Genomic DNA, 19,419 nt, shown 5'->3' on the forward strand with positions numbered 1-19,419 from the left:
AACCACCGCGCCGTATAGTGCGCCGCACGCGCGGTGGTCCGCGCTTGCCCGTGCCGGTCCCTGCGTGCGCCTGCTGCCCCGTTCCGCGTCCTCGTCGTCCCTGTTGCGTTGGGTCCTGCTGCTGTTGTGGTTGTGCGCGGCGGTGGCTTCGGCCCAGCCGCAGGACACCGACGATGCGCCGCCGGATCCGCAGACCCTGCTGGACAACGCCGCCAAGTCGCTGAAGGATGCGCGCGGCAAGGAAGTGGATGCGGGCAACCAGACCGCCTTCCAGGACCTGGTCGCGCAGGTCTCCGATGCCGCCAGCGATGCGCAGACCGCGGTGGACGCCCTTGCGCCGCAGCTGGCGCAGGTGGAGGCACGCCTGCAACAACTCGGCCCGGCCGCCACCGGCGACTCGCCCGACATCACCGCGCAACGCAAGGCGCTGACCAAACAGCGCGACAGCCTGGACTCGGGGGTCAAGCGCGGCAAGCTGATGGTGGTGGAAGCACGGCAACTGGCCGACGAGATCGAACGCGTGCGCGCCGAGCATTTCAGCCAGGAGCTGTCGCTGCGCTCGCCCTCGCCGCTGTCGCCGGCGCTGTGGAAGCAGATCGCCGACGACTTTCCCGACGACCAGGCCAAGCTGCTGGCGCTGTACACCCTCGGCATGCAGTCGCTGCAGGACGCGATCGCCGAGCATGGCAGCGGCGCGCTCGGTTTCGGCATCGCCATCGCGGTGATCCTGCTATTCCCGCTGCGCTACCTGCTGCGCTGGCTGGGCAAGCGCTATGCAGTGTCGCGCGCGCCGGGCAGCCGCCTGCGCCGGTCGGGCCTGGCGATCTGGTTCCTGCTGCTGGGCACGTTGACCCCGGGCCTGGCCGCGCTGGCCCTGGCCGAAGCGCTGCGCAGCATCGATGCGGTGCCGGAGCGCCTGGACGCAGTGCTCAACGGCTTCGTGGTGGTCAGCTTCGCCGCGGCGTTCATGGGTTCGCTCGGCGCCAGCGTGCTGCTGCCGAACCAGCCGAGCTGGCGGCTGTTCCCGATCGACGATGCCACCGCGCGGCGCCTGCGCAAGTACACCTGGGCCACCGCGGCGCTGGCCTGGCTCAGCAGCATGCTGCTGGTGATCAACCAGGCCGCGCGCACCAGCGATTCGGCCACCGTCGCCGCCGATGGGGTGATCGCGCTGGTCTACGGCGTGCTGATCCTGGCCACCCTGACCAGTCTGTCGCGGCTGCGCCGGCGCCAGTACGCCGAAGCGGCGGAGCAGGCCCTGGCCAACGCGCAACCGCCGCCGCCCGGCCAGCACGGCGGCGCCCTGGCGCTGATCGGCGTGCTGGTCAAGGTCGCCGTGGTGGTGGCGCTGCTGGCGGCGCTGCTGGGCTATCTGCACCTGGGCCTGTTCATCACCCGGCAGATCATCTGGATCACCATGATCGTCGGTGCGGTGCGGCTGCTGATGACCTTCGCCGACGACTTCGCGCTGTGGCTGTTCGCCAGCGAAGGCCGCATCGGCCGCGCCGCCAATGGCGCCTTCGGAGTGCGCTCGAGCAGGCTGGAGCAGGCCGGGGTGCTGACCTCGGCGCTGCTGCGGGTGGTGCTGCTGCTGATCGGCATCGGCGCGCTGCTGATGCCGTTCGGCACCAACGTCTCGATCGTTTCGGACTGGTTCTCGCTGCTGTCCGACGGCATCCGCGTCAGCGACAAGGTGGTGCTGTACCCGGGCGCGATCGTCCGCTCGGTGCTGGTGTTGCTGCTCGGCCTGGGCGTCATGCAGTACCTGCATCGCTGGCTGACCCAGACCTATCTGCCCAAGACCGAACTGGACGACGGCTCGCGCAATTCGATCAGCACGGTGGCGCGCTATGTCGGCATCATCCTGGCGGCGTTGTGGGCGCTGGCCGCGCTGGGCATCGGCCTGGAGCGGATCGCGCTGGTGGTCAGCGCGCTGTCGGTCGGTATCGGCTTCGGCCTGCAGTCGATCACCCAGAACTTCGTGTCCGGCCTGATCCTGCTCGCCGAGCGCCCGGTCAAGATCGGCGACTGGATCAAGATCGGCGACCAGGAGGGCGACGTGCGCCGCATCAGCGTGCGCGCCACCGAGATCCAGGTCGGCGATCGCTCCACCCTGATCGTGCCGAACTCCGAGCTGATCACCAAGACCCTGCGCAACATGACCCTGGCCGGGCCGCTGGGCCGGGTGCAGATCCAGTTCGCGGTGTCGCTGGGCACCGACGTGACCAAGCTGCGCGCGCTGCTGCTGGAGCTGTACGCGGCGCATCCGGGCGTGCTGGACGACCCGGCGCCGTCGGTGTTCATCGACTCCATCGCCAACGGCCACGTCACCCTCAACAGCTTCGCCTACGTGGCCTCGCCGCGGCTCACCTACGGCACCCGCAGCGAACTGTTCTTCGCCCTGCTGGAGCGCCTGGCCGAGGAAGGCATCGCCCTGGAGTCGCCGCAGGAAGTGAAGCTGTTGCGTGAGCCGCGGGAGCGCCGGGATTAGGGATTGGGGATTCGGGATTGGTAAAGCGCCAAGCGGCTTTGGCCGCCAGCTGCCGGCGCTGCAGGTCGCGTCTGAGCCGCTCCTACGAATCCCCAATCCCGACTCCCCAATCCCGGCCTTTAGCGCCTACCGCGCTCCTCGCGGGCGCGGATGCGCCGGTCGAACAGCACCGCGCTGACCACGATGCCCAGGCCCAGCACCACGCCGAGCAGGAACAGCACCATCGCGATCGCCGGGTAGCCGAACAGCTTGGTGCCGGTGTCGATGCGCATCATCTGCGTGGAGGCCAGGATCAGCGCGGCGGTGACGATGCCTGCGGCGACGCGGTTGGCGATCTTCTGCAGGCTTTCCATCAGTCGCGATTCCTCCAGGCCGGCCACGCGCACCTGCAGGCGGTTCTCCGCGGCCAGGGTGAGGATGTCCGAGAGCCGGCGCGGGCCTTCGCGCAGCAGCGCCTGCAGTTCCATCGCCTCGCTGGCCAGGTTGGCCGCCGACAGCGATTTCTTCAACCGCGCGCGCATCACGTGCTGCAACTGGTCCTCGACCACCACGCGCGTGTCCAGATGCGGCGACAGCGCGCGGCATACCGCTTCCAGGTTCAGCAGGGTCTTGCCGAGCAGGCTCAGTTCGGGCGGCGTGCGCAGCCCGTAAGTGGTGGCGATGCGCACCAGGTCCAGCACCACCCGGCCTTCGGACATGGCGTCGTGCGCCGCGTAGCGGGCGATCATCTGCCCGGTCTCGCGCTGGTAGCGCTCCTCGTCGAAGTCCTCCAGGCGCGTGCTCAGCGCGATGGTCTCCTCGGCCACTTCCTCGCCGCGGCCGTCGACCGCCGCGAACAGCAACTTGAGCAGGCGCTCGCGCAGCTTCGGCGGCACGTGCGCGACCATGCCCAGGTCGAAGATCGCCAGGCGCCCGTCGGCGAGCACGCGCAGGTTGCCCGGATGCGGGTCGGCGTGGATCTCGCCGTGCACGAACATCTGGTCCAGGTAGCCGCGCACCAGTGCCGCGGCCAGGTCGTCCATCGGCTGCTCGGTGCGACGCAGCCCGGAGATCTTGTCCACGCGCACGCCTTCGGCCAGCTGCATGGTCAGCACGCGGCGGCTGCACAGGTCCCACACCGGCTGCGGCACCCACAGCTGCGGGAACGGCCGCAGGTGCTCGCCGAAGCGCGCCAGGTTCTCGGCTTCGGCCTCGTAGTTCAGTTCGGCCAGCAGCGCCTTGCCGAACTCGGCCAGCCAGTCGGCGAAGCGGATGCGCCGGCCCAGCCCGGTGAGCTTGTCGGCGGCGTTGGCGAAGCTGCGCAGCACCTCAAGGTCCGAGCGCACCTGCGCGGCGACCTCGGGCTTCTGCACCTTGATCGCCACCGGGGTGCCGTCGCGCAGCGCGGCGCGGTGCACCTGCGCCAGCGAGGCGCTGCCCAGGGGGGTGTCGTCGAAGGCGGAGAAGGCCTTGTTGATGCCGACGCCGAGTTCGGCCTCGACGATCTCGCGGATGCGCTCGCTCGGAATCGGCGCGGTGTTCTCCTGCATCCGCTCCAGGGCGGTGGCGAACTCCGGCGGCACCACGTCCGGGCGCGTGGACAGCATCTGCCCGAGCTTGACGAAGGTCGGGCCCAGCGCTTCCAGGTCGGTGACGAACTGTTCCGGCGTGCCTTCCGGCGGCAGCTCGTGCTCGCCCTGGGCGGTCTCCATGTCCATGCCGGAAAACACCCCGGAGCTGCGGTAGCGCAGCAGCAGGCGCAGGATCTGGGTACGGCGGCTGAGGCCGCCGATCACGTGCGGGGTGTCGGCCGCGTCGGGCGTCGCGCTCAAGGTGGGCTCCGGGCAAGGGTAGGCGCGGTCGAGTGTGGCGATGGCCGGGTCGTTGCGCGGTGAATCCCGCCGCGCGCGTCGGCTGGGCGCCGCTGCCGGGAGGTGCCTGCATTCGCTGCCGGGAAGGGGGCGATGGTCGCTGTCACACGACAGGCGCGATCCCGGCCTTGCGCATGGTCTGCCGCCGTCGGCGCTATCCCCGGCGCTTGCGATGGCGTCCTCGTCATGGTGATGCGTCGTATCCTGCCGCGTTGCGATAGCGAGGATCGGAAGCGGAATGCGGTGGAGTGAACAGGCGATATCGCGCGGAGCGCGTCGCTGCTTCCGCTTGCGGCGCGGCCAGCGGTGCGATGCGCCGGAGACCGCACCGCCCGACGGCGCGATGCGCGCACAGGCACGCGGTGTCGGCATGGCTGCCGCCCGATGAGCCGACGTCGGCTCGCGCTGCTGGTGGCGGTGGTGATCCTGGCGCTACTGGTCATGGTCTTGCTGGGCGACGACGGTGCCGGCGTCGCCACCGAGGTGCGCAACGCCCTGCGCGCCTTCGCGCGTGCCTTGTTCTGACGTCGCAGGCGGTCGGCCGCCTCTGTTCCAGTGCCACGGCCGGGCTTATTCTGGGAGCTCGCTGTCACCTGCCAGGAGCGCTGCCATGCCCGTCGTCGTTTTCCCTGCCGTCCGCCGTGCCGCGGTCCTCGTAGCGTGCGCGCTGCTGGCCGTGCTGCTGTCGGCGAACGCGACCGCCGCGGCCGCGCTCCAGCGCTATGCCGGCGAGGATTTCGATGCCAAGGCCTTTGCTGCCAGCAAGCGCCGCAGCTACGAGCTGCAGGACTTTTCCGACCGCTACCGCGCGACGCTGGAGGTCGAGGACAACGACGAGGTGTTCCGGCCCGGAATCGTGCGCGTGTTCGCCCGCGGCAACGCCACGCCGCTGCTCGAAGTGGCCTCGCCAGAGTTGGTGGTGGACACCGATGCCAAGGGCACCAAGGTCAAGGCCAACGTGCATGAGTTGCCGTACGGCGAGCAGAGCGTGCTGATCTACGACGATTTCAACTTCGACGGCATCAAGGACCTGGCGGTGATGGACGGCCAGAACAGCTGCTATCACGGCCCGTCCTACCAGGTGTATCTGGGGACCGCCGATGGCTTCGAGGCCAGTCCCGGCTTCACCGAGCTGGCGCAGAGCAACTGTGGCCTGTTCCAGGTGGATGCCGAGGCGCGTGAGATCCACACCATGACCAAGGACGGCTGCTGCTGGCACCAGTACGCGACGTACTCGATCCGCGATGGCGCGCCGCTGCTGGAGAGCGAAACGGTCTTTGACGCGCGCGGCGACGGGCCGGGACTGGAGCAGGAGACGGTGTATCGCGACCGTGGCGGCAAGCGCGTGCCCGACATGCACTACGTGTGGGACGAGGAAGGCGAGACTGCGGTGGGCCAGCGCAAGATCCTGCTCGAGTTCCGCCTGGCGCCGGCCGGAAAGCGCATCGTGGTGTTCGCCAACGTCGGCGATGGCGCCAGCAGCAAGCCGTTCTATGCCGCGATCGGCGCGCAGCAGCGGGTGGACCTTTTGTATCCGGATGCCGAACGCGAGGCGATGGACTACGACGCGGACCGGCACGTGCTCAGCTTCGAGCGTGGCGACACTACCTACCGCATCGTCGGCAATGCGCAGGGGGTGCCGCAGCGCATGGAGGTGGTGGTGCGCGGCAAGGTGCAGCCGCTGACGCTTCAGCCCGGCTCGGTGCGCGGCTCGCTGCAGGCGGTGGCGAAGGTGCTGGAGGCTGCGTCGGCGGAGTAGCGGGCCGCGGGTCGTGGTGCCGAAGGGCGCTGGCGATCCGGGCTACACGGGTCGGGACTGAAGTCCCTCCCACAGTGCACCCGGTCAGCCCATTGCAGCCCCGATGGCGCCATCTGTAGATACCGTCTTACCCCCTAGCAGGCAAGGCCCCTTTTCGGGTCGAACGCGGTGCCCGATTTGAGGACGCCATAGGCGAGGTGCAGGAGCTTGCGCATGGCGGCGCACACGATCTGCTTGCCGGCTTTGCCGCGTTCGCTTAGCCGCTGTTTCAGCGCCCGGATGACCGGATTGTGGGTCATGGCCACCAGGGCCGGCATGAACAGGCCAGCGCGCAGGCGGGGCGAGCCGGTGCGCGAGATGCAGACATGGCCTTTGCGGTCGCCCGACTCCTGCAGGCACGGATTCAGGCCGGCGAAGGCGGTCACCGCCGAGGCATCGGCAAAGCGCCTCACATCGCCAAGCTCAGCCAGCATCAAGGCCGCACTGGTGTCGGCGATGCCCTGGATGCTCACCAGTAACTCGCGCTGCCCCCGCAAGGTCGGATCCTGGTCGATATGGTCATCGATGGCCTGCTCGATCTGGGCGATGTGATGTTGCAGATCGGCCAGATGGACCTGGATCGAGTCCTTCACCTGGGCCGGAGCGACGTCCAGCCGGTTGCGCTCCATCTGCAGCATCTGTTGCAAGTCCTGGCGCCGGCGCACCAGTGCCTTGAGTTGCTTGAGCGCCGGCGGATCAGGGTGCCAACGGCGTAACTGCTCGCGGTGACGCAGGGCATAGCTGGCGATCAGCTTGGCATCGCTGCGATCGGTCTTGACCCGGCTGAGCTGGCTGCGTGCATACGCGGCCGTCTGCGCCGGGTTGAGCACGCACACCCGATAGCCTCGTGCGTGGAGGAACTCGGCCAGTGCCTGGTGGTAGGTGCCAGTGGCCTCCATGGCGATCCAGCTATCGGGCTGCGCATGGGTCTGCAGCCATGCCTGCAGGGCCTGGAAGCCCTTGGCATCGTTGGACAACTTGGCCTTGGTACGGTGCTTGCCATTGGTCAGCTCGCTGGCCACATCGAAACTGCGCTTGGCGACGTCGATGCCGATGACGGGAGACATACGCGATTCCTCCATCGTGTCAGGGTCATGATCGGCGCTGTGCCCGGTCCTGCCTTGTCGATGCGAGTTCACGCCGGGGGCGGACTCTGGATACCGTTCGGACACCCAAGGGCCAGCATGTGGAGAGGGGAGCCGATCTACGATGCAAGCTCTAAGCTTCAGGAGCGACTGGACTTCCCACACCTCCTCCGATGATCAGTCGGAAGACATGACGCCTGTTTAAGGGCGCCAGGTCCAGATACAAGGAGCGGCTTCAGCCGCGACAGGCTTCACCGGGAACGCACGTCGCGGCTGAAGCCGCTCCTACAAAGGCTGCAGCCGGCGATGGTCCTTGAACTGCATGCGAATCTGCGTGCGTGTGCGGTGATGACGCCACGCATGTGGGGTTCGTCGTAGGAGCGGCTTCAGCCGCGAAAGCCGTTCCCGACGATGCCTGCTGCCCTCGTTACCCATACCTGCCTTGCGCCGCGTTGGCCGACCCGACCGGTCGCTTCACCCCCACGCCGCGAACGCCCGCGCCACCGCTTCGGCGCCGGGGTCGATCACGCCACACAGTGCGTCCGCGGGCACCGCGGCAGCGCGGCCGGCGCCAGCGCGCGTGAGGTGTGCGGTGGCATCGGCGCCAGCACGTGCGGCGCGCGCGGCGGCGCCCACGCCGGCGCCCTGCGCCAGGGCGTCCAGCGCCGGCAGCAGCGCGTCTAGCAGGGTGCGGTCGCCGCGTTGCGCGCCGCCGTAGTGCTGCATTCGTGCCACGCCGGCCTGCAGGGCCTGCACCCAGTCGCGGCCGTCCGCCAGTGCGCCGGCGGCGGTGGTGAACAGGATCGACAGCAGCACGCCGCTGGAACCGCCCATGCTGTGTTCGATCGTCGCCGCCAGGCCGCGCGCCAGTGCGGCGTCATCGCCGGTCGCCAGCGCATCGGTGTCCAATGCCTGCTGCAGGGCGCGCGCGCCGGCGGCGAAGGTGCTGCCGGCGTCGCCATCGCCGCTGCGCGCGTCCAGCGCGTCCAGCTCCGCCTGCGCGGCGATCAGCGCCTGCGCCACGCGGGCCAGTGCTGCGGCGCACTGCGCGTCGCGCGCGCCATGGCGGTGGCTGTCGTCGCGCTTCAGCACCGGAGCAAAGGTCTGCGCCGCGTGCGGCACGCGCACGCCGGGCCAGCCCAGGGTCTGCACCGGCGCCTGCAGCGCGGCCAGCACGTCGGCATCGGCCGGCGCCAGAGTGATCGAGAAACCGTGCATGTCCATCGAGGTCATCAGCGCCGCCGGCAGCGGCATCAGCGCGATGCGGTCGACGCCGATGCGCTGCAGCGCCAGCCGCGTCAGCACGCCCAGTTCCTGCGTCGAGCAGCCGCCGAGGTCGTTGAGCATCAGCACCAGCGGCGCGTCGGCACCGAGGCGGGCATCGGCCTGTGCCAGCAGCGGGTCCAGGACCAGCGCCAGCGCCTCTTCCACCGCGCCCGGCTGTACCGGCCGCGCACCCGGCTCGTTGTGGATGCCCAGCCCCAGTTCCGGTGCGCGACGGCCCACGTGCTGGCCGGGCACGCTGCAACTGGACAACGCCATGCCCAGCGACAGCAGGCGGTCGGCGAAGGCCTGGCCGCGCTGCGCCAGTTCGGCCAGCGGCATGCCCCCGCGCGCCAGGTGGCCCACGTACTTGTGCACCAGCACCGTGCCGGCGATGCCGCGCGGCTGCGCGGCGTCGGGCAGGGCGATGTCGTCGGCGACCAGCACGCTGGCCACGTCGATGCCCTCGGCGCGGGCGCGCTCGGCGGCCAGGCCGAAATTGAGCCGGTCGCCGGTGTAGTTCTTGATCACCAGCAGCACGCCGAGCGCGTCGGCGCAGGCGCGGATCGCCGCCAGCACCGCCTCCACGCCGGGCGAGGCGAACAGGTCGCCGGCGATGGCGCCGCTGAGCATGCCCGGGCCGACGAAGCCGGCATGCGCCGGCTCGTGCCCGGCACCGCCGCCGGACAGCACCGCGACCTGGCGCGGATCGCGCGCGGCCTGCAGCACGATGCGGGTGCCGCTGTCGGCCTCAGACAGCAGCAGCGGTTGCAGCATGGCCGCGGCCGCGAGCACGTCGTCGACGATGGCGCGGGGCGCGGTGAGGAACTGGTCCATGGCGTCTCCTTGGCGGTGCGGGGCTGGGCCGCAGGGTAGCCGAGTGCGGGTGATGCCGTGGCGCGCGGCGCCGCCACGCGATCTCGGTGAGAATGGCGCCGACCTTCCCAACAGGAACGCGCATGGCTCGCACCAGCCTGTTCACCTTGCTTGGTGCGCTGGCGTCCGCGCTGGACGAGACTGCGCGCCGGGCCCCGGCACAGGCGCGGGCGGTGGCCGCGGCGCCGATCGGGCGCGCCTGGTGGCTACTGGGCAAGGCGTTCGGGCGCGCGCTGTTGGGCAAGCTGGCGCTGGTGCCGGCGTTGCTGGCGCTCTACGCCATGCTGCCGCCACTCTCGGTGTTCGGGACGCACGACAACGTCACGGATCGGCTGACGCTGGGGCTGTTGTGCTTGTGCGGGCTGTACCAGAGCTACGAAAGCCTGGAGTGGCTGGCGCGCTCCTGGCGCCGCCCGGCGGCCGATCCTGGTGCCGAAGACGACGCCCGGATCGCCGGGCTGCTCAAGGGCGCGATGCGGACCGATGTCGTCGTGTCGATCCAGTGCATCGTCGTGACCAGCCTGGTGCTGTCCATGCTGCCGTTTGCGTTTTCCGCGCTCGGCGTGGCGCTGATGGCCGTTGCGCTGGCACTGGCCATGTACACACCGGTCGCCGCGCTCGTCCTGCTCGCCGACCTGGGCCTGCGCGTGCACGGTGCGCGCGGTCGCGTCGCGGCGCTCGGGCGCGTCCTGTTGGCGCTGGCGCCGCGGCTGTTGCGTGGCCTGTCGCTGCTCGCTTTGGTTGTGTCGCTCGTGCTCGGCGCGGCGTCGGCGATCGGCGCGACACACGCATTGATCTTCCCGTCCTCGCCGGAAGGCCTCATCAAGTAGCGTTACGTCAGGTTGTGCAGCGCGCGGGGCCGGTAATGGGATACACCCGGGCGGAGACCGATGCGGCCGGCAGCCCACCGCGTGCCGGAATCGGCGAGAATCGCCGCTCATCCCGAATGGAATCCCCGCATGGCCGGCGCCAGCCTGTTCACCCTGCTCGACGACATCGCCACCCTGCTCGACGACGTGTCGCTGCTGACCAAGGTCGCGGCCAAGAAGACCGCCGGTGTGCTCGGCGACGACCTGGCGCTGAACGCGCAGCAGGTGACCGGGGTGAACGCCGACCGCGAACTGCCGGTGGTGTGGGCGGTGGCAAAGGGTTCGCTGCTCAACAAGGCGATCCTGGTGCCGGCGGCGCTGGCGATCAGCGCGTGGCTGCCGTGGGCGATCACCCCGCTGATGATGATCGGCGGCGCGTTCCTGTGCTTCGAGGGCGTGGAGAAGCTGGCGCACCGCTTCCTGCATTCGAAGGAAGAGGATGCGGAACGTCACGCGCAAAAGGTGCAGGCCCTGGCCGACCAGCAGGTGGACGTGGTGGCGCTGGAGAAGGACAAGGTCAAGGGCGCGATCCGCACCGACTTCATCCTCTCGGCGGAGATCATCGTGCTGTCGCTGGGCGTGGTTGCCGGCGTGCCGTTCGTGCAGCAGCTCGCGGTGCTGGTGGCGATCGCGCTGGCGATGACCGCCGGCGTCTACGGCCTAGTCGCCGGCATCGTCAAGCTCGACGACCTGGGCCTGTACCTGAGCCGCAAGGGCGCCGCCGCCGCGACCATCGGCCGCGGCATCCTGTGGCTGGCGCCGTGGTTGATGCGCACCCTGTCGGTCGCCGGCACCGCGGCGATGTTCCTGGTCGGCGGCGGCATCCTGGTGCACAGCATCGGTCCGCTGCATCACGCCATCGAGGGCATCGCCCCGAGCGGCGGCCTGGGCAGCCTGGTGCTTGCGTTGGGCAATGCCGTGGTGGGAATCGTGGCCGGCGCCATGGTGCTGGCCGTGGTGTTGGGCATCAAGAAAGTTCGGGAGTAGGGATTGGAGATTGGGGATTCGTAACAGCTGGCCAAGCGCGCCGCTCTGCCAATCCCCAATCCCGACTCCCGAATCCCGCGCCGGCCACGCCGGCGCTAATCGGCCGAAACCACCCGGTTCTTGCCGGCCTTCTTGGCCTCGTACAGCGCACGGTCGGCGCGGCGGATCAGCGCGTCCTGCGCTTCGCCGGGCTGGCGCAGGGCGACGCCGGCGCTGAAGCTGACGAACACGCGCTGGTCCTCGTGCACCACCGCGCGCTGGGCCAGGGCGCGCTGCACCCGGGTCACCGCCGCGCTGGCCTCGAAGATCGTGCAGTCCGGCATCAGCAGCAGGAATTCCTCGCCGCCGAAGCGGGCGATGGCGTCGCTGGCGCGCAACGTGGTGCGTGCCACTTCCACCACGTGGCGCAGCGCGCTGTCGCCGCCGGGGTGGCCGTAGGTCGCGTTGAGCTGGCGGAAATCGTCCAGGTCCAGCATCGCCACGCACAACGGCTGCGCGCTGCGCTCGGTGCGCACCAGTTCGCGCGCGAACAGGTCCTCCAGGCCGCGGCGGTTGAGCGCGCCGGTGAGCTGGTCGACGCGCACCAGGCCGCTGACGTCCTGCAGTTCCTGCTCCAGGCGCAGGATGCGCTGTTCGGCCGCGTCCACTTCCTGGCGCGCGGCGATCAGGTGGTCGCGCGCGCGCAGCGCCTGCTCCTGCACGTGGCCGGTGTCCTGCAGCACTTCCTGCAGCAGGCGGTTGAGGTCGGCGATGCTGCGCGCGTCGCGGATGGTCTGCGAGTAGTCGGCGATGCGGTCGTGGAATTCGCCGGTGCTGGCGGCCATGCCGTCCAGGTCCGCGACGAAGGTCAGCATCAGCTCCTTCATGGCGTTCTTGGACTCGGCGATGCCCTGCTTGAGCAGCCCCTGCTTGTAGATCACCTCGCGCAGGCTGCCGCGTGCCTCCTCGATCGAGTAGCGGTCCAGCGGCCCGGCGATCAGGTCGCGCACCACCGCGATCTGGCCCTGCAGCCAACTGGTGTCTTCGAGCAGTTCGCCGACATTCTCCAGCAGCAGGTCGAACAGGCTCAGCAACAGCGCCTGTTGCTCCTGGCCGTCGTTGGCGCGCAACGCGATCTGGTGGCACAACTCGCGTACCTGCTGCGCCACCGGTTCCAGCGGTTGCCCGGGGCGCCACTGGCGCAGCGCCTCGCCGCTGGCCTCGGCCTCGCCGGCCAGCTCGGGCAGGGTGTGCAGCAGCGCCGCCAGCGCGCCGGCCACGGTCTGCCGCAGCAGGTCGCGCAGGCGCTCGCTGTCGCTGGGCCCGGCCAGCGGGTCTTCGATGTCGATGGTGCGAATGTACTTGTCGATCAGCTGGCGCAGCGCGCGGCCATAGCTGGGCCAGTCGCCGCTGCTCGCTGCCGATTGCAGGCGCCGGCCCATGTCGCCCAGTTCGCCATGCAACGAGGCCATGCCATCGGCGAAGGCGCCGAGCAGGCCTTGCGGCTCGTGCGCCTGCTGGAACAGGCGGATCAGCGCGGCGGTGGCGGCGGCCGGGTCGGTTGCGCCCGCCACAGGCGCCATCGCGTGGCCGTGCTTGTGCCCATGGCCATGCGCGCGCGCCGGCAGCGTCGCGGCCGCCGTCGACGCCGGCTCGCGCCGACGTGGCGACAGCAGTTTGCGCAGTCCGCTGATGGGCGGCTCGTCGCGTTGGTCCGACATGCCGGCCGGCTCCTCCCCAGTCAATGCGCCGCCCATGCTGGCGCTCAGGCTCTGGATATCGGCGCCGGCGGCGCGCGCTTGAGCGGGCGGGTGGTGGGTCTGTGAAGAAGACTCCATTGCGGTCGTACCCTCACCCCCAGCCCCTCTCCCGGGGGGAGAGGGGAGTATGTGCTCAGGCGGCGTGGTCGCCCGTCCCTTCTCCCTTCGGGAGAAGGTGCCCCGAAGGGGCGGATGAGGGTCGGGTGGCTAGGGAGGCGTCTGGGGAAGAGGTTCCCTAGCTGTCGCACCCTCACCCCCGGCCCCTCCCCCGAAAAGGGGGCCGTGGTCCCGGAGGGAGAGGGGAGCAAGCCTGGCTTGCCGAAAGATCGCCGCGTGTCCGGACGCCGTGCAAGACGCGCACGGCACTGGCACTCTGGCGGCTGCGCCTACCGCAGCGTCGACAGCGCTACACGCCCCCCACCTCCACCGAGACCGAGCATGGCCGATTCCCGCGAACCGCTGCTGCACCCTGTCCCGATCCTGTCCTTGCGCCCGACGCAGATGACCGTGGGCATGCGCGAGGTGAAGGAGAAGCGCAAGCGCTGGCGCGCACACGCCTCCAGGCACAAGCAGGCCGAGCTGCTCGGCAAGCACATGATCCCGGTGGTGCTGGGGCCGGACGGCAAGTACTACGTGGTGGACCATCACCACCTGGCGCGGGCGCTGCACGACGAAGGGGTGAAGGACATCCTGGTCACGGTGATCGCCGACCTCAGCGTCGTCGACAAGGCCGCGCTGTGGAGCGTGCTGGATCATCGCCGCTGGGCCTATCCCTACGACGCAAAGGGCGAGCGCCGCCCGTTCAAGGACATGCCGACGTCGATCGCCGACCTGAAGGACGATCCCTACCGCAGCCTCGCCGGCGAGGTGCGCCGTGCGGGCGGCTATGCCAAGGACACCACCCCGTTCAGCGAATTCCTGTGGGCCGACCTGTTCCGCCGCCGGTTGCGGCGCCGCGACATCAAGGACGACTTCGCACGCGCCATGGAGACCGCGCTCGCGCTCGCCAAGAGCAGGGAGGCGAGCTACTTGCCCGGCTGGTGCGGGCCGTCGTCCGACGACTGATCGGTGGCCGCGGCATGGTGCGGCTTGCCGCCCAGGAGCCCGTGCAAGGCGCGTTCGACGCGGCCGCCAACCAACAGGATGACGAAGGCGATGGCCAGGGACACGGCCACGATCTGCCACTGGCCGGCGCCGCACATGATGCCGATGCAGGCGGTGAGCCAGACGCAGGCGGCGCTGGTCAGGCCATGCACCCGGACGTGTTTCTGGGCGTGATAGATGACGCCGGCACCGAGGAAGCCGATGCCGGTCAGGATGCCCTGGATGACGCGGCTGCCGGCGTCGGTGAAGCCGCCCTTGCCGAGCGGGTCGGCCAGCAGCACCACCATCGCGGTGGCCAGGCCGACCAGTCCCAGCGTGCGGATCCCGATCGGTTTGCCGTGCAGGTCGCGGTTCAACCCGATCGCCGCGCCGGCGAGGGCGGCGCTTCCCAGGCGCACGGCGATGTCGGACAGCTCGATCAAGGCAGGTCTCCTGGTGGATGTGGCGCCGTGGGCGGCCGGCCCATCATAGGAAACCCGGCCGCGCGCATGTCGTGTGTGCCGTGGGTCGGCTTCAGAGCGCGGCGCGGACCTCGTCCAGGCTCGGTGGGTTGGCGCCGGCGCGAGTGCAGTTGATTGCCGCGGCGGCCACGCAGAACTGCAGCAGGCGCTCCAGCGCGGCCGGCTCGCTGCCCAGCGCCGCCAGCGCGGCCGGGTCGGGCAACTGCTGCAGCAGCGCCGCCTGGAAGCTGTCGCCGGCGCCGACCGTATCGGCCACCTGCACCACGCGGCCGCGCACGCGCGCCTCGCTGTCGCCGCGCCAGGCCACCGCGCCGTCGCCGCCCAGGGTCATCACCACCAGCGACGGCCCCTGCTGCAGCCAGCTGCGGGCGATGGCGAACGGATCCTGCTGCGGATACAGCAACTCGATGTCTTCCTGGCTGACCTTGACCACGTGCGCCAGCGCGATCCAGCGCGCCAGCCGCGCGCGCCATACCGCCATGTCCGGTTCCACCGTCGGCCGCACGTTCGGGTCCAGCGAGATCAGCCGCTGCCCGCGCTCGCGCTCGGCCAGCGCCTGGAAGGTGCTGGCGGTGGTCTCGGCGACCAGCGTGTAGGAGCCGAAATGCAGGCCGCCGACGCGCGCGTCCAGCGTCGGCAGGTCGGACTCGGTCAGTGCGCGGTCGGCGCAGCCGGTGCCGTAGAACGCGTAATTGGGCACGCCGTCGCCGTCGAGCGCGACCATCACCAGGGTGGTCGCCTCGCGTTTGTCGATGCAGTAGTCCAGGGCCACGCCTTCGCGTTCGAGGGTGGTGCGCAACTGGCGGCCGAGCGGGTCGGTGGACAGGCCGGTGAACAGCGCCGACGGCGCACCCAGGCGGGCCAGGCCGATCGCCACGTTGAACGGCGAACCGCCCTGGCGCGCGGTCATCCCGACCGAGGTGCCGGCGTAGCCGTCGATGAAGATGTCGTACAAGGCCTCTCCGCACACCACGAACATCGAACCGCTCCTCGTCAGGTTGCAGCGCGCCGGCCGGCGCGATGGGGCGGCTATTGTGGCGTACCTGCTGCGGCGCGGCGACCGTGCGGGAGCGGGCTGCTGGGCTGCCGTGTAGGGTGGCCGCCTGGATGGCGCTCGTACGTCATTTAGGGAGGAAGCCTGACTGGCGGCCGTACCCTTATCTAGGGAGGATGCCTGGCTTGCGGCCGTACCCTCATCCGCCCCTTCGGGGCACCTTCTCCCGAGGGGAGAAGGAACAGCCGCGCGCCATAGCCCCTCTCCCCCCGGGAGAGGGGTTGGGGTGAGGGTAGGGCGCGCAGCGCCTCGTTGACCCATGCCCGCCACACAAGCACCCCGACAGTACCTTCCCGCTCCGCCTGCGATAGTCGGAACTTCCCCCGCCTGTCTCCAAGGACATCCGCATGAAGATCCTGCTCGCCGGCGCCACCGGCCTGGTCGGCGGCCACGCGCTGACCCAGTTGCTGGCCGACCCGGCCTGCAGCGCAGTGATCGCACCGACCCGGCGCGCGCTGGAACTGGACCATCCCAAGCTGCACAACCCGGTGCTCGACTTCGACGCGCTGCCGGCGCAGGCGTCGTGGTGGCAGGTGCAGGCGGCGATCTGCGCGCTCGGCACCACGATGCGCCAGGCCGGTTCCCGCGAGGCGTTCCGTCGGGTCGATCACGACTACCCGCTGGCGATCGCGCGGCTGCTCCGCCAGCACGGCGCCGAGGCGTTCGCGCTCAACTCGGCGCTGAGAGCGGATCCGCAGTCCTGGGCGTTCTACAACCGGGTCAAGGGCGATCTGGAAAACGACCTGCGCGCGCTCGACTATCCATCGTTGACCCTGGTACGTCCCGGGCTGATCGGCGGCGAGCGTGCGCAACGGCGCCGCGGTGAACACGCGGCCAGCGTGGTGCTGCGGGCGCTCGGGCCGCTGCTGCCGCGGCGCTACCGGATCAATCCGGCCGAACGCATCGCCGCGGCACTGGTCGCGGCCGTGCTGCAGCCGCGACCGGGTGTGCAGGTGATCGATGCGGCGCAGTTGGTTTAGGAGCCGGGATTGGGGAGTGGGGATTCGGGATTGGAGAGCGTGCGCGAGTCCGCGGCATTGCGTGTGCGATAGCGACAGCACGGCCGTGGAGCGGTCGTCTGCGGCGCGACGCCGGCGCCAGGTCGCATCACTACTGCATCGCGTGCAGCCCACGCTCGTCGCCACGCGCTCGCGCGCACTGGCCGTGGCCGCACACGCGACCCGCCTCAGGCGCCCAGCGACTGCCCGCCGTCCACCGCCAGCACCTGGCCGGTGATCCAGCGCGCCTGCGGCGAGGCCAGGAACAGCGCTGCGTTGGCGACGTCGTCGATCGCGCCGAAGGCGCCGAACGGAATGCTGGCGCGGATCTGCCGGTACAGCTCGGGCTGCTGCTGGCGGCGTTGCTCCCACAGCCCGCCGGGAAACTCGATGGACCCGGGCGCGATCGCATTGACCCGGATCCGCTCGCGCGCCAGCTGCGTCGCCAGTGTCGTCGTGTAGTAGTTCAGTGCCGCCTTCGCTGCCGAGTACGCCGGCACCCGCGGCGTCGGCCGCAGGCCGTTGATCGAGCTGATGTTGAGGATGCAGCCACGGCCGCTGCCGCGCAGATGCGGCAGCGCGGCGCGGTTGCAGCGCACCGCGGCCATCAGGTCGATGTCGAAGCCGGCCTGCCAGCTCGCATCGTCGTCGCCATGGCCGTAGCCGGAGGCGTTGTTGATCATCACGTCGATGCCGCCGAGCGCGTCGGCGGCCTGCGCCACCCAGCCCGCGATCTGCGCGGCGTCGGCCAGGTCGCAGCACTGTGACGCGACCAGGTGGCCGTGGCGCTGCAACTGCGCGGCGGCGTCGGCCAGCGGCGCGGGACTGCGTGCGCAGATCGCCACCGCCGCGCCGTGCCGGGCAAAGGCGTCGGCGATGGCAAGGCCGATGCCGCGGCTGGCGCCGGCGACGAGCACGCGGTATCCCGCGAAGGCGGACGGATCGGTCATCGGTGGCTCCTGCGTGGCCGTGGGGCGTGTGCCGATTATCCGCGCAATCCGCAGCACGCGGCCGCTTCTGGCACCATGGCGGCCGTCGCACGCGCCGCCATGGTGCGCCCGCCGCGCCGCCGCCTTGCGATGGCCGCATTCCCTTTCCAGGATTTCCCGCAGTGAAGAAGACCTACCGGCTCCGCATCGAAGGCAAGCATCCCGACCGCCTGCTCGACGCCGCCAAGCACGACATCCGCAAGTACATCCGCCGCGAGCGCCGCAAGACCCTGCCGGCCGGCGCCGACTACTGGGATTTCGACACCCTGTTCGGCACCGAAGAAGCCACCGCCGCGGCGCTGCCGCCGGCCGAACTGCTGCGTGCGGTCGACGCGCTGGTCGCCGCCGGCGGCGATCAGTTCTACGTGGAAATCCGCAGCCGCGCGTGCACGCGGCCGCCGCGGGCCACGGGCGGCCAGGACGAGCGCGAGCACGATCCGTTCGAGGACTGAGCGTGACTCGGCGCGCCCGCAGCGCCGGGACCCACGCGGCGCAGCTCAGCCGCTCGCGGGCGGCTCCCCGTCCTGCGCACGCGCCGCGCGCAGCCGGTCCTTCTTGCTCGGTCGCTTGCCCTTGATGCCACCGGTGGAGGCGGCCGCCTCGGTGGCCGGCGTGGCGGCCGGGGGCGGCGCCGGCGTCGGCTCGAAACCGGGAATGCGTTCGCGCGGCACGCGTACGCCCTGGCGTTTCTCGATCAGGCGCAGATGCGCCGCGCTGGCAGCGTCGACGAAGCTGAGCGCCTGGCCCTCGGCGCCGGCGCGCGCGCTGCGGCCGATGCGGTGGGTGTAGTCCGCGGTGGAACGTGGCAGGTCGTAGTTCACCACCACCGGCAGCGCGGCGATGTCGATGCCGCGCGCTGCCAGGTCCGTGGTCACCAGCACCCGCAGCTGCTGCTGGCGGAATGCGTCCAGGGTGCGCTGGCGCCGGCCCTGGGCCAACTCGCCATGCAGCGGCTGCGCGGCGATGCCGGCCTTGGCCAGCGCCGTGGCAACCCGTTCGGCATCGCGCCGGCTGGCCACGAACACCAGCGCCCGCGGCCATGCTTCCTGTTCCAGGAGATGCTGCAGCAATGCCAGGCGACGGCCGTCGTCGACCTCGATCGCGCGCTGGCGCAGCGTCGCCGGAATCGGCGCGGCGTCGGCGTTTTCGCCGATCCGCCGCGGCGCGCGCAGCAGGCGCGTGGCCAGCGCGGCGATCGGTGCCGGCATGGTGGCGGAGAACAGCAGGGTCTGTCGCGTCGGCGGCAGCAGCTGCAGCAGCCGCTCCAGTTCGGCGCCGAAGCCCAGGTCGAGCAGGCGATCGGCCTCGTCCAGCACCAGGTGCGCCACCGCGTCCAGTTGCAGCGCGCGCTGCTCCAGCAGGTCCAGCAGGCGCCCGGGCGTGGCCACCACCACATCGGCGCCGCCGCGCAGCGCCAGCATCTGCGGATTGATCGAGACGCCGCCGACCGCCACCACCACCCGGGGCCGCCGCGGCAGTTCCAGGCCGAGTGCGACGAAGGTGTCGGCGACCTGCACCGCCAGTTCGCGGGTCGGTACCAGCACCAGTACGCGGGTGGAACGCGCCGGCCTGGCCGCCTGCGCGCAGGCCTGCAGCAGCGGCAGGGCGAACGCCGCGGTCTTGCCGGAGCCGGTCTGCGCCATGGCCAGCAGGTCGTGGCCGGTGATGACCAGCGGCACCGCCTGTTGCTGGATCGGCGTGGGCGTCTGCCAGCCGGCACGCGCGAGCGCAGCGGCGAAGGCGGGAAACAGCGCGGGCGACAGACCGAGGGAAGCGAACGGCATGGGGAGACGGGCAGCGAGGCCATGCGGGTCACGGCGGGCGTGCAGTATCGCCGACCGCGCGCGGACTGGCG

16 protein-coding genes are annotated in these 19,419 nt (G+C 70.7%); 8 read left to right on the forward strand and 8 right to left on the reverse strand.

Annotated features, from left to right (window positions below):
• The first annotated feature begins 64 nt into the window (after positions 1–64).
• Positions 65–2,491, forward strand: a complete 2,427-nt coding sequence (locus tag QN245_RS02920; protein ID WP_425612905.1) for a DUF3772 domain-containing protein — start codon at positions 65–67, stop codon at positions 2,489–2,491.
• 119 nt (positions 2,492–2,610) lie between these two features.
• On the opposite strand, the gene QN245_RS02925 is transcribed toward QN245_RS02920, so the two are convergent.
• Complete coding sequence (locus QN245_RS02925; protein WP_167087842.1) at positions 2,611–4,302, reverse strand: ABC1 kinase family protein; 1,692 nt, start codon at positions 4,300–4,302, stop codon at positions 2,611–2,613.
• Positions 4,303–4,725: 423 nt separating this feature from the next.
• On the opposite strand from QN245_RS02925, the gene QN245_RS02930 reads away from it, so the two are divergent.
• Together QN245_RS02930 and QN245_RS02935 are read left to right on the forward strand one after the other, a co-directional pair.
• Positions 4,726–4,866: a hypothetical protein gene (locus QN245_RS02930; protein ID WP_317844514.1), complete on the forward strand. Its 141-nt coding sequence runs from the start codon at positions 4,726–4,728 to the stop codon at positions 4,864–4,866.
• An 85-nt stretch (positions 4,867–4,951) separates the two neighbouring features.
• Entirely contained in the window at positions 4,952–6,100 is a 1,149-nt protein-coding gene (locus tag QN245_RS02935; protein ID WP_317844515.1) for an XAC2610-related protein, read from the forward strand.
• 134 nt (positions 6,101–6,234) lie between these two features.
• On the opposite strand, the gene QN245_RS02940 is transcribed toward QN245_RS02935, so the two are convergent.
• Both QN245_RS02940 and QN245_RS02945 read right to left on the reverse strand, forming a co-directional pair.
• Entirely contained in the window at positions 6,235–7,206 is a 972-nt protein-coding gene (locus QN245_RS02940) for an IS110 family RNA-guided transposase (protein WP_317843406.1), read from the reverse strand.
• Positions 7,207–7,698: 492 nt separating this feature from the next.
• Positions 7,699–9,324 carry a dihydroxyacetone kinase subunit DhaK gene (locus QN245_RS02945; protein ID WP_317844516.1) on the reverse strand — a complete coding sequence of 542 codons (1,626 nt, stop codon included), beginning with the start codon at positions 9,322–9,324 and terminating at the stop codon, positions 7,699–7,701.
• A 122-nt stretch (positions 9,325–9,446) separates the two neighbouring features.
• On the opposite strand from QN245_RS02945, the gene QN245_RS02950 reads away from it, so the two are divergent.
• Entirely contained in the window at positions 9,447–10,193 is a 747-nt protein-coding gene (locus tag QN245_RS02950; RefSeq protein WP_317844517.1) for a DUF808 family protein, read from the forward strand.
• A 129-nt stretch (positions 10,194–10,322) separates the two neighbouring features.
• Positions 10,323–11,219 (forward strand): DUF808 domain-containing protein, encoded by an 897-nt coding sequence (locus QN245_RS02955; protein WP_317844518.1) that lies wholly within the window; start codon positions 10,323–10,325, stop codon positions 11,217–11,219.
• Between the two features lie 95 nt (positions 11,220–11,314).
• Here the strand turns inward: QN245_RS02955 and QN245_RS02960 are convergent, their stop codons facing one another.
• Positions 11,315–12,919, reverse strand: coding sequence for a GGDEF domain-containing protein (locus QN245_RS02960; RefSeq protein WP_184447470.1), 1,605 nt, complete (start codon positions 12,917–12,919; stop codon positions 11,315–11,317).
• 477 nt (positions 12,920–13,396) lie between these two features.
• On the opposite strand from QN245_RS02960, the gene QN245_RS02965 reads away from it, so the two are divergent.
• Positions 13,397–14,023: a ParB-like protein gene (locus QN245_RS02965; protein WP_160969361.1), complete on the forward strand. Its 627-nt coding sequence runs from the start codon at positions 13,397–13,399 to the stop codon at positions 14,021–14,023.
• Here QN245_RS02965 and QN245_RS02970 read toward each other — a convergent pair.
• Positions 13,984–14,484: an MgtC/SapB family protein gene (locus tag QN245_RS02970; protein WP_317844519.1), complete on the reverse strand. Its 501-nt coding sequence runs from the start codon at positions 14,482–14,484 to the stop codon at positions 13,984–13,986. The two genes, QN245_RS02965 and QN245_RS02970, sit on opposite strands and share 40 nt — an antisense overlap.
• 91 nt (positions 14,485–14,575) lie before the next feature.
• The gene (locus tag QN245_RS02975; protein WP_160969357.1) at positions 14,576–15,502 is read right to left on the reverse strand and encodes a carbohydrate kinase family protein; all 927 of its coding nucleotides are present in this window, start codon (positions 15,500–15,502) and stop codon (positions 14,576–14,578) included.
• 422 nt (positions 15,503–15,924) lie between these two features.
• On the opposite strand from QN245_RS02975, the gene QN245_RS02980 reads away from it, so the two are divergent.
• Entirely contained in the window at positions 15,925–16,557 is a 633-nt protein-coding gene (locus tag QN245_RS02980) for a Rossmann-fold NAD(P)-binding domain-containing protein (RefSeq protein ID WP_317844520.1), read from the forward strand.
• A gap of 206 nt (positions 16,558–16,763) precedes the next feature.
• Here the strand turns inward: QN245_RS02980 and QN245_RS02985 are convergent, their stop codons facing one another.
• A complete protein-coding gene (locus tag QN245_RS02985) occupies positions 16,764–17,525 on the reverse strand; it encodes an SDR family NAD(P)-dependent oxidoreductase (protein ID WP_317844521.1) in 762 nt (253 codons plus the stop codon).
• Positions 17,526–17,686: 161 nt separating this feature from the next.
• Here QN245_RS02985 and QN245_RS02990 point away from each other — a divergent pair, with 161 nt between their 5' ends.
• The gene (locus QN245_RS02990) at positions 17,687–18,016 is read left to right on the forward strand and encodes a DUF6172 family protein (protein WP_317844522.1); all 330 of its coding nucleotides are present in this window, start codon (positions 17,687–17,689) and stop codon (positions 18,014–18,016) included.
• 45 nt (positions 18,017–18,061) lie between these two features.
• On the opposite strand, the gene QN245_RS02995 is transcribed toward QN245_RS02990, so the two are convergent.
• On the reverse strand, positions 18,062–19,348 hold the full coding sequence (locus QN245_RS02995) for a DEAD/DEAH box helicase (RefSeq protein ID WP_317844523.1): 1,287 nt from the start codon (positions 19,346–19,348) through the stop codon (positions 18,062–18,064).
• Positions 19,349–19,419 lie beyond the last annotated feature (71 nt).

Origin of the sequence: Xanthomonas rydalmerensis, assembly GCF_033170385.1 — a bacterium.
GTDB classification, from domain to species: Bacteria; Pseudomonadota; Gammaproteobacteria; order Xanthomonadales; family Xanthomonadaceae; genus Xanthomonas_A; species Xanthomonas_A rydalmerensis.